Below are 12,997 nucleotides of genomic sequence, written 5' to 3'. Positions count from 1 at the left end.
GGGCGGAGAGCTCAGTGCCAGGCGGGTGCGGCGGCGCCGTACCCGCCGACGTCGCGCTCGAGAGAACGGCGCGCGAGCAGGAGCGGGGGCGGCGGCAGGAACAGCGTGCCGTGCGGCGAGCTGACCGTCACCATGGTGGTGCCCATCGACACCTCGTCGTCGACCTCGGGCGGCGACGGCAGCGCGAGGAGCGTCTGGGCGGCGCCGACCAGGCTCGCGCTGACGGTCCCCCCGCGCCCGGCGGCGAGGAGTTCGAGGATGCGCGCGGCGAGGACGTAGCCGGTCGCGAAGTCGAGGGCCTGCACGGGGAGGGCGCCCGGCCGACCATCGGGGCCGGCGCAGCGCACGGCGATCCCGGTCGCCGCCTGGACGATCGAGTCGAACCCCGGACGGTGACCCCACGGGCCCTCATGGCCCCACGCGGAGAGAGACGCGATGACGAGCCGGGGATGCTCGGCGGCGAGGGTCGTCGCGGCGAGCCCGAAGCGATCGAGTGAGCCCGGCCGATAGCCGAGCACGACGACGTCGGCGTCGGATAGGAGAGCGGCGATCTCGCTCCGGTGGTCCGCGAGGTCGAGCTCGGTCGACCGCTTGCCCATCCCGGTCAGCAGGTGCTGCTCGAGGATCTCCGGCCGGCCGGGCGGGTCGATGCGCAGGACATCCGCGCCGAGGCAGGCGAGGAGCTGCGTGCAGGTGGGGCCCGCGAGCACGCGGGTCAGGTCGAGCACGCGCACACCGGCGAGCGGCGCGTCATCGGAACCGGGCAGAGCCCGTTCGCCCGTGGGCACGACCTCGGTCCACGGCGCGTCGCGCATGAGCCGACCCTGGTCGTGCTCCTGCCACTCCTCGGCGGTGCGCACGCGCGCCGCGACGCCGCCGGCGGCGAGCACCGCGTCCTCGAACTCCTGCGCGGGCATCTGCGCGGCGACCTCGTCGAGCTCTCGCCGACTCGTGATGCCGACGGCGCGACGGATGGCCTCGGCATGGTGAGGGTAGTTGCCGTGCAGGCGCACCGAGCCATCGGCACATCGGATGAAGCCCGACAGCTCCGCCCAGGGGGAGAAGCCGCGCCCGTCGATCCGCGCGTGCTCCACGGTCTCGAATGCCGACCGGATGAGCTCGGACGACGTGTCGATGGCCGTCGAGGACCCTCGGGCGCGGACGACGGCGGCCGCGGCATCCGCCGCCGCCGACACGGCGGAGATCGCGAGCCCTTCGACGTCGAGCGGCGCGTGCCACCACCGGCGGATGGCGATGCTCATGCGTCTCGCCGTGCCAGGGTGAGTGCGGCCGTGTCGGTGAATTCGCGCTCGATGTCCGCGTTCGCCCGGTAGGTCGCCAGGCTCACGACCACGGCGACGATGAGCGATCCGACGAACCCGGGGAGCAGCTCGTACACGCCGGTCTCGAGCTTGCCCCAGGTGAAGACGATCACCGCGCCCACGACCATCCCCGCCAGCGCGCCCCACGTCGTCAGCCGGCGCCACAGCAGGCTGAGGAGGATGAGCGGCCCGAACGAGGCGCCGAAGCCGGCCCAGGCGAACCCGACGAGTCCGAGAATGGTGTCGTTCGGCGTGATCGCCAGCAGCGCGGCGATGACGGCGATCACCAGCACGCACGAGCGACCGAGGATCACGAGGGTCCGCTGGCTCGGGGGAGTGCGGCGAGCCACGCGGTACAGATCCTCGACGAGGGCAGACGAGCAGACCACGAGCTGGCTGGACAGCGTGCTCATGATGGCGGCGAGCACGGCGGCCAGCACGAACCCGGCGATGAGCGGGTGCAGGAGGATCTGCGACATCCGCAGGACGACGGTCTCGGGGTTGTCGAGGGCGATGCCGGCGCGATCGAAGAACGCGATCCCGATCAGCCCCGAGATGACGGCGCCGGCCATGGACAGGATCATCCAGGACATGCCGATGCGCCGTGCGGGCTTCGCACCCTCGACGCTCGAGAGCGCCATGAACCGCACGATGATGTGGGGCTGACCGAAGTACCCGAGCCCCCACGCCAGTGCGGAGATGATCGCGATCATCGTGGTGCCGGTGAGTCCCGCGCCGCCGGTCAGCGACAGCGCGTCGGGCTGGACCGAGGCGATCGAGTCGCCCACGGCGCCCAGCCCGCCGACGTTCGCGAGGGCCACGACCGGGACGAGGATGAGCGCGGTCATCATCAGCAGCCCCTGCGCGACGTCGGTCAGCGACGCTCCGAGGAAGCCGCCGAAGAGCGTGTACGCGAGCGTCACCGCCGTGACGATGACCATGCCCAGGATGTAGTCCGCGTCGAAGGTGCTCTCGAAGAAGACGCCGCCGGCGACCATGCCGGAGGAGACGTACAGGGTGAAGAACACGAGGATGATGAGCGCCGACACGATGCGCAGCAGGCGGGTGCGATCCTTCAGGCGGTTCTCGAAGAAGCTCGGCACGGTGATGGAGTTGTTGCTGACCAGCGTGTATGCGCGCAGCCGAGGCGCGACGATGAGCCAGTTGAGGTACGCGCCGATGGTGAGCCCGACCGCGATCCACGCCTCGATGAGGCCGGTCGCGTAGATCGCGCCGGGCAGGCCCATGACGAGCCACCCCGACATGTCGGAGGCGCCGGCGCTGAGCGCGGCGGCCCAGGGCGGGAGCCGGCGGCCGCCGAGCATGTAGTCCTCGTGGTCCTTCGTCCGCCGGGCGGCGAAGTAGCCGATGGCCAGCATCCCGGCGAAGTAGATGCCGAGGGCGATGTAGAGAAAGATCTGGTCGGACATCGTCGTCCTCCGTGCGTCATGCCGGGCGAGCCGGCGGTCAGTGCGGTGCGTTCATCGTCACCGTACTCCCGACGGGCGACAGCATGGGGGAGGACAAGCGCAGTCGGGAGGAGGGAATCCCCGTCGTTCCTCCTCCCGAATGCACATCGCCTCCCGAATGCGCTCAGCCGCGCGAGAACTCCGATGCGCGGCGCACCTGATCCGCCGTCGGCGTGACGCCGGTGTAGCGCGCGAACTGGCGGGCGGCCTGCAGGGCGATCACCTCGGCCCCGGTGATGAGGCGCTTCCCCGCCGTGCGCCCCGCGCGCACGAGCGGGGTCTCGGAGGGGAAGGCGACGACGTCGAACACGACCTCGGACGCGGCGACGTGCGCGGGGGAGAAGGCGAGAGCGTCCGCGTCGGGGCCGCTCATCCCGAGCGGTGTGACGTTGACGAGCAGCGCGGCTCCGGGAGCGGGGTCGCTCTCGATCCACCGGTATCCGTAGGCCTCTGCGAGCGCGCGCCCGGCGTCGGCGTTGCGCGCGACGACCGTGAGGTCGTCGAACCCCGCCCCGCGGAACGCGGCGACGACGGCCTTCGCCATCCCGCCGGAGCCCCGGACGAGAACCGGCAGGGCCGGGTCGACCTCGTGCTGCTTGAGGAGCTCCGCCACCGCCTCGTAGTCGGTGTTGGCCGCGGAGAGGCGGCCACCGTCGTTGACGATGGTGTTCACCGACGCGATCGCGGCCGCCGACTCCTCCATCTCGTCGACGAGGGGGATGACGGATTCCTTGAACGGCATGGACACCGAGCAGCCGCGGATCCCGAGCGCGCGCACCCCGCGGATGGCGCCTTCGATGTCGTCGGTCGTGAACGCCTTGTAGACGAAGTTCAGGCCCAGCTCGTCGTAGAGGAAGTTGTGGAAGCGCGTGCCGATGTTCGACGGGCGCCCGGAGAGCGAGATGCAGACAGACATGTCCTTGTTCAGGATGGGCATGGCGACATTCTCCCGGAAGCCGCACCCGCGCGTCAGAGCGTGAGCGAGTCTCCGGCGTCGAGATCGTGGAATGTGCCGCCGCCCTGCTCGGTCGCCCAGCGCAGGCGCGAGCGATGCATGGCGAGGCCCGCCGCGGTGAGGAGACCGTCGTGGGTGCCGAAGGCCTGTCGGGGCTGGACGGCCAGCACGAAGTCCATGGCCTCGCCGATCTTCAGCCACGGTGCGCTCGCGGGCGCGGCGAGGACGGCCACCTCTCGTCCCTCGGGCACGGCGTAGGAGTCGCCGGGGTAGTAGAGCGCATCGTCGACGAGCACGCCCACGTTGTCCACGATGGGGATCGAGGAGTGGATCTCGTTGTGCCGCCCGCCGAAGAACTCCAGGCGGAACGCGCCGGCCGCGACCACCTCGCCCGGGGCGACGACCGTCGCACCGACGTCGAGGGCGTCGGCGACGGCCTGCGTCGTGAACAGCGGCGCACGCGGGTGGCGCTCGCGCAGCGCGCGGATCTGCTCGGGAACCCAGTGGTCGGGGTGCTCGTGCGTGACGACGATGCCGGCGAGGTCGTCGATGGCCGGCAGCGCCGAGGTGAAGCTGCCCGGATCGACCACGAGGGTGGAGCCGTCCTTCTCGACGCGAAGGGTCGCATGTTCGTGCTTGATGACGCGCATGGGCCCAGTCAACCACCGGATGCGCGAAGAAGCCCGGATCCTTGCGGATCCGGGCTTCTTCTCTACGGTGACCCCAGCGGGATTCGAACCCGCGTTACCGCCGTGAGAGGGCGGCGTACTAGGCCGCTATACGATGGGGCCGTATCGTTGTCTTCAGTTCTTCGTGTTGTTCCCGTTCCCGGGCACTAGAAGAGTATGACACGGAGAAACAGGAGCGGGCAAATCGAGGCCCCCTCCTGCGGTCGCCCGCGCGTGTCTGCCCGGTCAGAGGCGCTTTTCCACGAGGCCCCGCAGCGGTGATCACGCCGCCGGGCCTTCGATATCCTTGAAGGTCGAGAGGGAGTATCCCGTCAACGCCTGCTCGTCATCACGGATCCCGTCTGAGGGATCCCGGGCACGCACCGCGCATCGCGCGGGGGAGAGACTTTCGCCCATCGCCGTTCCTCTGAAAGGCCCTGTGCTTGGACATCCCCGTCTGGTTCCAGGTCGGATCCCTCGTGATCCTGACCGTCATCCTCATCGCCGACCTGCTGCTCATCCTCAAGCGGCCGCACATCCCCTCCACCCGCGAGTCGACGCTGTGGGTGGTCTTCTATGTCGCTCTCGCGCTGGTGTTCGCCGCGCTGCTGTGGGTGATCGGCGATGCGCAGCACGCGGGCGAGTTCGTGGCCGGCTGGCTCACCGAGTACAGCCTGTCGATCGACAACCTGTTCGTCTTCGTGCTCATCATGAGCCAGTTCTCGGTGCCCCGCCGCTATCAGCAGGAGGTGCTGATGGTGGGCATCATCATCGCGCTGGTGCTGCGGGCGGCGTTCATCCTGCTCGGCGCCGTCGCGATCCAGCACCTCAGCTGGATCTTCTACCTCTTCGGCGCGTTCCTCATCTTCACCGCCGTGCGCCAGGCGATGCCGGAGAAGCACGACGATGACGCGGAGACCGAGAGCTTCATCGTCCGCACGCTGCGTCGCTTCATCGACGTCAGCGACGAGTACGACGGCTCGAAGCTGCGCACCACGGTGAACGGCAAGAAGATCCTCACGCCCATGCTCATCGTGTTCGTGTCGATCGGTGTGACCGACCTCATGTTCGCGATCGACTCCATCCCCGCTATCTACGGGATCACGCAGCTGCCGTTCCTCGTCTTCGCGGCGAACCTCTTCGCCCTGATGGGCCTCCGTCAGCTCTACTTCCTCCTGGGCGATCTGCTCGAGAAGCTGAAGTACCTGCACTACGGCGTGGCGTTCATCCTCGCGTTCATCGGCGTGAAGCTGTTCCTTCACGCGCTGCACGAGAACGAGCTGCCGTTCATCAACGGCGGGCATCACGTCGAGTGGGCGCCGGAGATCGGCAACCTCACCTCGCTCGGCGTCATCATCGGCTCGATGGCGATCGCGACCATCGCCAGCCTCATCTCGAACGCACGCGACGCGCGCCGGGAGCGCTCGGTCTCCGCGGGGACCCGCTGACCGATTGACGAGACGGACGCGGCGCGTCGATCTGTCCACTCGACAGATCGACGCGCCGCAGTCGTCTGCGCACATCTCGCAGGGGGCGGGGGTGCGCTGAGCACCCTGCTATTCTGAGGAGGTGCGGTGCGCCCGACTTCTCCTTATGCGCCGCGACGGGGTCACGCTCTAGGCCTTAGCCCGTCGCGGAGTCCGTCGTAGGCCGACACCGACGACCGCAAGGAGCAGGAAGAGCATGAGCAGCAACGACATCCGGATCCCGGACCGCCCCCGCACCCTCGCCGAGAAGGTCTGGGACGACCACCTCGTCGTGAAGGGCGAGGACGGTCAGCCCGACCTCATCTACATCGATCTGCACCTGGTGCACGAGGTGACGAGCCCGCAGGCGTTCGACGGCCTGCGCGCCGAGGGGCGCGGCCTGCGTCGCCTCGACCTCACGATCGCGACGGAGGACCACAACACTCCGACGCTCGACATCGACAAGCCGATCGCCGACCTGACGAGCCGCACGCAGATCGAGACCCTGCGTCGCAACGCGGCGGAGTTCGGCGTGCGCCTGCACTCGCTGGGCGACGCCGAGCAGGGCATCGTGCATGTCGTCGGCCCGCAGCTGGGGCTCACCATGCCCGGCATCACCGTCGTCTGCGGTGACAGCCACACGTCCACGCACGGAGCGTTCGGCGCCATGGCCTTCGGCATCGGCACCAGCGAGGTCGAGCACGTCATGGCGACGCAGACGCTGCCGCTGAAGCCGTTCAAGACGATGGCGATCACCGTCGAGGGCGACCTGAAGCCCGGCGTCACCGCGAAGGACATCATCCTCGCCGTCATCGCGAAGATCGGCACCGGCGGCGGTCAGGGGTACGTCCTCGAGTACCGCGGCAGTGCCATCCGCTCGCTCTCCATGGAGGGCCGGATGACGATCTGCAACATGTCGATCGAGGCGGGCGCGCGAGCCGGGATGGTCGCGCCCGATGAGACGACGTTCGCCTACCTCGAGGGGCGCCCCCACGCTCCGCAGGGCCAGGACTGGGAGGATGCGGTCGCCTACTGGCGCACCCTCCCGACGGACGAGGGCGCGGCGTTCGACGCCGAGGTCTTCATCGACGCGAACGAGCTCGAGCCGTTCGTCACCTGGGGGACGAACCCCGGTCAGGGCGTGTCGCTGAGTGACGTCGTTCCCGCCGCGGAGGACTTCGAGGACCCGAACGCCCGCGCCGCCGCCGAGCGGGCGCTGGAGTACATGGACCTCGTGCCCGGCACGCCGATGAAGGACGTCCCCGTGGACGCGGTCTTCATGGGGTCGTGCACGAACAGCCGCATCGAGGATCTGCGCGCCTTCGCGTCGATCATCGAGGGGCGCACGAAGGCCGACGGCGTGCGCGTCATGGTCGTTCCCGGCTCCGCCCGCGTGCGCCTGCAGGCCGAGGCCGAGGGCATCGACAGGATCGTCAAGGAGTTCGGCGCCGAGTGGCGCTTCGCGGGGTGCTCGATGTGCCTGGGGATGAACCCCGATCAGCTCGCACCGGGGGAGCGCTGCGCGTCGACCTCCAACCGCAACTTCGAGGGACGCCAGGGCAAGGGCGGCCGCACGCACCTGGTCTCGCCGCTCGTGGCTGCCGCGACCGCCGTGCGCGGCACGCTGTCGAGCCCGTCCGATCTCGCCGCCGCCGACCACCCCGCCCTGACCGACGCGACGGCCTGAGGAGCACGCCATGGAGAAGTTCACCACTCACACGGGTGTCGCGGCGCCGCTCAAGCGCTCGAACGTCGACACCGACCAGATCATCCCCGCCGTCTTCCTCAAGCGCGTCACGAAGACGGGCTTCGAGGACGCGCTCTTCCACGGCTGGCGCCAGGACCCGCAGTTCGTCCTCAACCAGGAGCCGTTCCAGCACGCCTCGGTGCTCGTCGCCGGCCCGGACTTCGGCACGGGATCGAGCCGGGAGCACGCCGTCTGGGCGCTGCGCGACTACGGCTTCAAGGTCGTGCTGAGCACCCGGTTCGCCGACATCTTCCGCGGCAACTCCGGCAAGCAGGGCCTCGTCACCGGCATCATCTCGGAGGACGACCTCGAGCGCTTCTGGGCCGCCATCGACGCGCAGCCCGGGGTCGAGATGACGGTCGACCTGGTGGCGCGAACCGCCGCACTCGGCGACTTCACGGCCCCGTTCGAGATCGACGATTACACTAGGTGGCGGCTCCTCGAGGGGCTCGATGATATCGGGCTCACACTCCGCAATGAGGACAAGATCGCGGAGTTCGAGGCCCGCCGCGAGGCGTGGCGGCCACGGACGATACCCGTTCCGTGAGCTCGGGGCTCGGGGCCCCGTCAATCCGGCGGAGAACCCGCCAGAACTGTAGTGAGGCCACCAGCACATGACTCTCCTGGGCGACACCAAGGCCGCGGGTGCTTCGGCATCCCCGAGCGGCGAAGTGATCGAGATCCGCGGCGGACGGCCGCTGCGCGGACAGGTCGACGTGCGAGGTGCCAAGAACCTCGCCACGAAGGCGATGGTCGCCTCTCTCCTCGGAGAGACGCCGAGCATCCTGCGCGACGTGCCCGACATCCGCGATGTCGAGGTCGTGCGATCGCTCCTCGAGGTGCACGGCGTGGCCGTGTCCGAGGGCGAGGAGCCCGGCTCGCTGATCCTCGATCCGAGCGAGGCGAAGTCCGCGAACTTCGAGGAGATCGACGCGCACGCGGGCTCCTCGCGCATCCCGATCCTGTTCTGCGGCCCGCTGCTGCACGTGCTGGGTCAGGCGTTCATCCCCGACCTCGGCGGCTGCCGCATCGGCGACCGCCCGATCGACTTCCACCTCGACGCGCTGCGCGCGTTCGGCGCGGTCGTCGACAAGCAGCCCAGCGGTATCCGCCTGTCGGCCCCCAACGGCCTGCACGGCGCCGACATCGAGCTGCCGTACCCGAGCGTGGGCGCCACCGAGCAGGTGCTGCTCACGGCGGTGCGCGCGTCGGGCGTGACAGAGCTGCGCAACGCGGCGATCGAGCCCGAGATCATGGACCTCATCGGCGTGCTGCAGAAGATGGGCGCCATCATCTCGTACGAGCCGAACCGGGTGATCTTCATCGAGGGCGTCAGCGAGCTGCGCGGTTACGACCACCGCTCGCTGTTCGACCGGAACGAGGCGGCCTCCTGGGCTGCTGCCGCGCTGGCCACGGATGGCGACATCTTCGTCAAGGGCGCGCGCCAGTACGAGATGCTCACGTTCCTCAACGTGTACCGCAAGGTCGGCGGCGACTTCGACATCACCGACGAGGGCATCCGCTTCCGTCGCGGCACGACGCCCCTCAAGGCCGTCACCGTCGAGACCGATGTGCACCCCGGCTTCATGACCGACTGGCAGCAGCCGCTGATCGTCGCGCTCACGCAGGCCAACGGCACGTCCGTCGTGCACGAGACCGTCTACGAGAACCGCTTCGGCTTCATCGAGGCGCTCAACCAGATGGGCGCGGACATCGTCGTGCACCGCGAGGGCCTGGAAGGCGCCTACCGGCGCGTGCCGCGTCGCGAGCTCGAGCAGGCAGCCGTGATCACCGGTCCGACGCCGCTGCACGGCGCCGACATCGTCGTGCCCGACCTCCGCGGCGGGTACAGCCACGTCATCGCGGCGTTGGCGGCCGAGGGCACGTCGCGGGTGTCCGGCGTCGGCATCATCCGACGCGGCTACGAGAAGTTCTTCGAGAAGCTCACCGCGCTCGGCGCCGACTTCGACGTCGTGGGGTGACGGTGGGCGCTTCCGCCGAGAAGTCGCGCCCGAGCATCTTCTGGCCGCTCGCGGCGCTCGTCGTGCCGATGTTCGGCCTCGTCGCGCGCATCGAGGTCCGCGGGGCCGAGCGGCTGCCGGAGCGGGGAGCGTACGTCCTCGCGCCGAACCACCACAGCGAGATCGATCCGCTCATCGTGGCCCTCGCCACGTGGCGGATCGGTCGCGCGCCCCGGTTCCTCGCGAAGGAGAGCCTCTTCCGCATCCCGGTCGTGGGATGGCTGCTGCACCGGGCGGGGATGGTGCCGGTCGCGCGCTCGCGCGGCGCGGCGGCGCAGGCGATCGCGCAGGCGACGAAGCTCGCCGAGGATCAGAGCGGCGTCATCGTCTACCCGGAGGGAACGCTCACGCGCGACCCCGACCTGTGGCCGATGCGCGGCAAGTCGGGCGCCGCGCGCCTGGCGCTCGCCGGCGGCATCCCGCTCATCCCGATGGCCCACTGGGGCGCGCAGGACCTCATGCCGCGCTACGGGAAGCTCTCCGTCCTGCCGCCGCGCAAGCGCATCACGGTCGCGATCGGCGAGCCGGTGGACCTGGCGGACCTGACGGGGCGCACCGATCAGGCGGCGATCCAGACCGCGACCGAGCGCCTGATGGCGGCGATCACGGCGCTCCTCGAGGACCTGCGCGGCGAGACCGCGCCGCCCGAGCGCTGGGACCCGTCGCAGCACGGCCAGACCGAGACGGGCAAGCTGTGATCCCCGAGCGCGTGGTCGTGCTCGGCGCGGGCAGCTGGGGCACGACCTTCGGCAAGATCCTCGCCGACGGGGGCGCGCAGGTCACGATGTGGGCGCGGCGCGCGGAGCTCGCGTACGAGATCGACCAGGCGAAGCGCAATTCGCAGTACCTCGCCGGCATCAACCTGCCCCGGACCATCCGCGCCACCCATGTGCTGCAGAAGGCCGTCGAGGGCGCCGACCAGATCTACCTCTCGGTGCCCAGCAAGTCCGCACGCGACACGCTCAAGCAGCTGCGTCCGCTCATCGGGCCCGACGTGCCGGTCGTCAGCCTCATGAAGGGCGTGGAGAAGAAGTCGGGCCTGCGGATGAGCCAGGTCGTCGAGCAGGCGCTCGACTGCGACCCCGCGCGCATCGCGGTCGCCAGCGGCCCGAACCTCGCCCTCGAGATCGCCCGCGAGCAGCCCACCGCCGCCGTCATCTCCTCGTCGAGCCAGGAGACCGCCGACCGCATCGCGCGGACCGCGCGCAACCGCTACTTCCGCAGCTTCGTCAACACCGACGTGATCGGCACGGAGTTCGGCGGAGTGCTGAAGAATCTCATCGCGGTCGCCATCGGCATCGTCGACGGCGTGGGCTACGGCGAGAACACGAAGGCCTCCATCATCACGCGCGGCCTCGTGGAGATGACGGACTTCGCCGTCGCCTACGGCGCGCGGGCGGAGACCATGCAGGGGCTGGCCGGGCTCGGCGACCTCATCGCGACGTGCCAGTCGCCGCTCAGCCGCAACAACACCGCGGGGCGCCTCCTCGGGCAGGGCTACACGCTGCAGGACGTCGTGAAGCAGATGGAGCAGACGGCCGAGGGCCTCGGCTCCGTCGCGCCCATCCTCAAGCTCGCGCGGGCGAAGGGCGTGGAGATGCCCATCGTCGAGCAGGTGCGCATGGTGCTGGATGGCACGCTCGACCCGCGCGACATCGCGCCCCACCTCACCACAGACGATGACACCCCTCGGGGCGAGAGGACGACGAATGACGACGGCGACAGTGGCGGTGCTCTTCGGCGGGCGCTCCAGCGAGCACGCGATCTCCTCCGCGACGGCGGGCGGGGTGCTGGGCGCGATCGACCGTGACCGCTACCGGGTGATCCCGATCGGGATCACCCGCGACGGCGTCTTCGTCCTCGAGGAGGACGACCCGAGCCGGTTCCGGCTCGACGCCGAGCGCCTGCCCGAGGTCGTCGACAACGGCACGCGCGTCATCTGGCCCCAGGGCGGCGCGGACCGCACGCTGCGGGTCCGGCTCGACGACGGCAGCGAGCGCGAGCTCGGCGAGGTGGACGCGGTGCTGCCGATCCTCCACGGCCTGCATGGCGAGGACGGGACGATGCAGGGCTTCCTCGACATCCTCGGCCTGCCCTACGCCGGCGGCGGGGTGCTCGACTCGGCGCTGTGCATGGACAAGCACTTCATGAAGGTCGCGCTGCAGGCCGAGGGCGTGCCGGTCGCGCCGTGGACGACCGTGCGGAAGGTGCGGTGGGACGCCGACGCCGACGCCGTGCGCGCGGAGGCCGACGCGCTCGGCTACCCGCTCTTCGTCAAGCCCGCGCGCGCGGGCTCCAGCGTCGGCGTCTCGAAGGCCCGCGACGCCTCCGAGCTCGACGAGGCGATGCGCATCGCCTTCGCCGAGGACGACAAGGTGCTCGTGGAGCAGGGGATCGCCGGGCGCGAGATCGAGGTCGCCATGCTCGAGGGGCGCGACGGCGGCCCTGCGCGCGCCTCGCTTCCCGGCGAGATCGTGCTGACGACCCGCGACTTCTACGACTTCGAGGGGAAGTACCTCGGCGGCGAGGGCGTCGACGTCGTGTGCCCGGCGGATCTCACCGACGAGCAGATCACGGCCATCCGCGAGGTGGGCGTCCGCGCGTTCGAGGCGGTGGATGGCCGTGGCCTGGCGCGCGTGGACGTCTTCCTCACGACGGAGGGCGAGGTCGTCGTCAACGAGCTCAACACCATGCCCGGCTTCACGCCGATCTCGATGTTCCCGAAGTGCTGGATCGCCTCGGGGATGACGTACTCGGAGCTCATCACCGAGCTCGTCGAGCTCGGTCGCGCCCGCGCGGCCTGACGCCGTCGGGTCCGACGCGCGCTCAGTCGCCGTCGGACTCGGTGGTGGGGGCGTCGTCGACGTCGGGGTCGGCGGTGTCGGGGTCGGTGCACTGCGTCGTCTTGGGGATGGTCGACACCGGCCCGCCGAGCGCGCTGCCCGCGAGCACGCTGTCGGCCGTGACCACCGTCGTGTCGACGTACACCTGCACCGCGGGCTCGCGCCCGTAGGTCGTCATGCGCAGGTTCGGCCGGTCGGTCTCGTCGACGACCCAGTCGACCCCGTCGATCGTCACGCACTGCTCGGTCGTCGGCGCCAGTGCCTCCAGTCCGCAGGTGAGGATGACCGCGGTCGGGTCGCCCCAGACCGCCGTCGCCTGCGCATCGGTCCAGTGGCGCTCGAGGCCGGCGACGGTGTCGGGCATCCGCACCGACACCTCCGCGCAGAGCGGGTCGTCCGCCCGCGGCGCCGGCTCCAGGTGCACGGTCGTGGCGCATCCCGAGACGGCCGCGATGGCGGCGAGACCTGCGACGGCGGCGAGACGGCGGAGCACCCACCCAGCCTAC

General features: G+C 70.2%; 12 protein-coding genes and 1 tRNA gene. 7 read left to right on the top strand and 6 right to left on the bottom strand.

The window, feature by feature from the left end; all coding sequences use genetic code 11:
• Window positions 1–11: 11 nt before the first annotated feature.
• The 5 genes from D7D94_RS04495 to D7D94_RS04475 all read right to left on the bottom strand — a co-directional run bounded on the left by D7D94_RS04495 (window position 12) and on the right by D7D94_RS04475 (window position 4,537).
• Window positions 12–1,262, bottom strand: a complete 1,251-nt coding sequence (locus D7D94_RS04495) for a CoA transferase (protein WP_156241497.1) — start codon at window positions 1,260–1,262, stop codon at window positions 12–14.
• Entirely contained in the window at window positions 1,259–2,752 is a 1,494-nt protein-coding gene (gene putP / locus D7D94_RS04490) for a sodium/proline symporter PutP (protein ID WP_156241496.1), read from the bottom strand. The genes D7D94_RS04495 and putP overlap by 4 nt, the downstream gene beginning before the upstream one ends.
• Before the next feature lie 163 nt (window positions 2,753–2,915).
• Complete coding sequence (locus tag D7D94_RS04485) at window positions 2,916–3,728, bottom strand: shikimate 5-dehydrogenase (RefSeq protein WP_156241495.1); 813 nt, start codon at window positions 3,726–3,728, stop codon at window positions 2,916–2,918.
• Window positions 3,729–3,760: 32 nt separating this feature from the next.
• Complete coding sequence (locus D7D94_RS04480; RefSeq protein WP_156241494.1) at window positions 3,761–4,396, bottom strand: MBL fold metallo-hydrolase; 636 nt, start codon at window positions 4,394–4,396, stop codon at window positions 3,761–3,763.
• A gap of 68 nt (window positions 4,397–4,464) precedes the next feature.
• Window positions 4,465–4,537, bottom strand: a tRNA-Glu gene (locus D7D94_RS04475).
• Between the two features lie 320 nt (window positions 4,538–4,857).
• Between D7D94_RS04475 and D7D94_RS04470 the strand changes: the two genes are divergently transcribed.
• From D7D94_RS04470 to D7D94_RS04440, 7 genes are all read left to right on the top strand, one after another.
• The gene (locus D7D94_RS04470; protein ID WP_156241493.1) at window positions 4,858–5,862 is read left to right on the top strand and encodes a TerC/Alx family metal homeostasis membrane protein; all 1,005 of its coding nucleotides are present in this window, start codon (window positions 4,858–4,860) and stop codon (window positions 5,860–5,862) included.
• 235 nt (window positions 5,863–6,097) lie between these two features.
• Window positions 6,098–7,567, top strand: coding sequence for a 3-isopropylmalate dehydratase large subunit (leuC, locus tag D7D94_RS04465; RefSeq protein WP_156241492.1), 1,470 nt, complete (start codon window positions 6,098–6,100; stop codon window positions 7,565–7,567).
• Between the two features lie 10 nt (window positions 7,568–7,577).
• Window positions 7,578–8,174, top strand: a complete 597-nt coding sequence (gene leuD / locus D7D94_RS04460; RefSeq protein ID WP_156241491.1) for a 3-isopropylmalate dehydratase small subunit — start codon at window positions 7,578–7,580, stop codon at window positions 8,172–8,174.
• A 67-nt stretch (window positions 8,175–8,241) separates the two neighbouring features.
• Complete coding sequence (gene murA / locus D7D94_RS04455; RefSeq protein WP_156241490.1) at window positions 8,242–9,609, top strand: UDP-N-acetylglucosamine 1-carboxyvinyltransferase; 1,368 nt, start codon at window positions 8,242–8,244, stop codon at window positions 9,607–9,609.
• Window positions 9,610–9,677: 68 nt separating this feature from the next.
• Complete coding sequence (locus tag D7D94_RS04450) at window positions 9,678–10,346, top strand: lysophospholipid acyltransferase family protein (protein ID WP_156243315.1); 669 nt, start codon at window positions 9,678–9,680, stop codon at window positions 10,344–10,346.
• The gene (locus tag D7D94_RS04445; RefSeq protein ID WP_425486990.1) at window positions 10,346–11,458 is read left to right on the top strand and encodes an NAD(P)H-dependent glycerol-3-phosphate dehydrogenase; all 1,113 of its coding nucleotides are present in this window, start codon (window positions 10,346–10,348) and stop codon (window positions 11,456–11,458) included. Before D7D94_RS04450 ends, D7D94_RS04445 begins: the two co-directional genes overlap by 1 nt.
• Window positions 11,358–12,452: a D-alanine--D-alanine ligase family protein gene (locus D7D94_RS04440; protein WP_156241488.1), complete on the top strand. Its 1,095-nt coding sequence runs from the start codon at window positions 11,358–11,360 to the stop codon at window positions 12,450–12,452. The genes D7D94_RS04445 and D7D94_RS04440 overlap by 101 nt, the downstream gene beginning before the upstream one ends.
• A 22-nt stretch (window positions 12,453–12,474) precedes the next feature.
• Here the strand turns inward: D7D94_RS04440 and D7D94_RS04435 are convergent, their stop codons facing one another.
• Window positions 12,475–12,984: a DUF3515 family protein gene (locus D7D94_RS04435; protein WP_156241487.1), complete on the bottom strand. Its 510-nt coding sequence runs from the start codon at window positions 12,982–12,984 to the stop codon at window positions 12,475–12,477.
• Window positions 12,985–12,997 lie beyond the last annotated feature (13 nt).

The sequence above is a fragment of the Microbacterium oryzae genome (assembly GCF_009735645.1).
GTDB lineage: Bacteria > Actinomycetota > Actinomycetes > Actinomycetales > Microbacteriaceae > Microbacterium > Microbacterium oryzae.
Note: the sequence above shows the minus strand (reverse complement) of the source record. Positions and strands in the feature narration are given on the sequence as shown.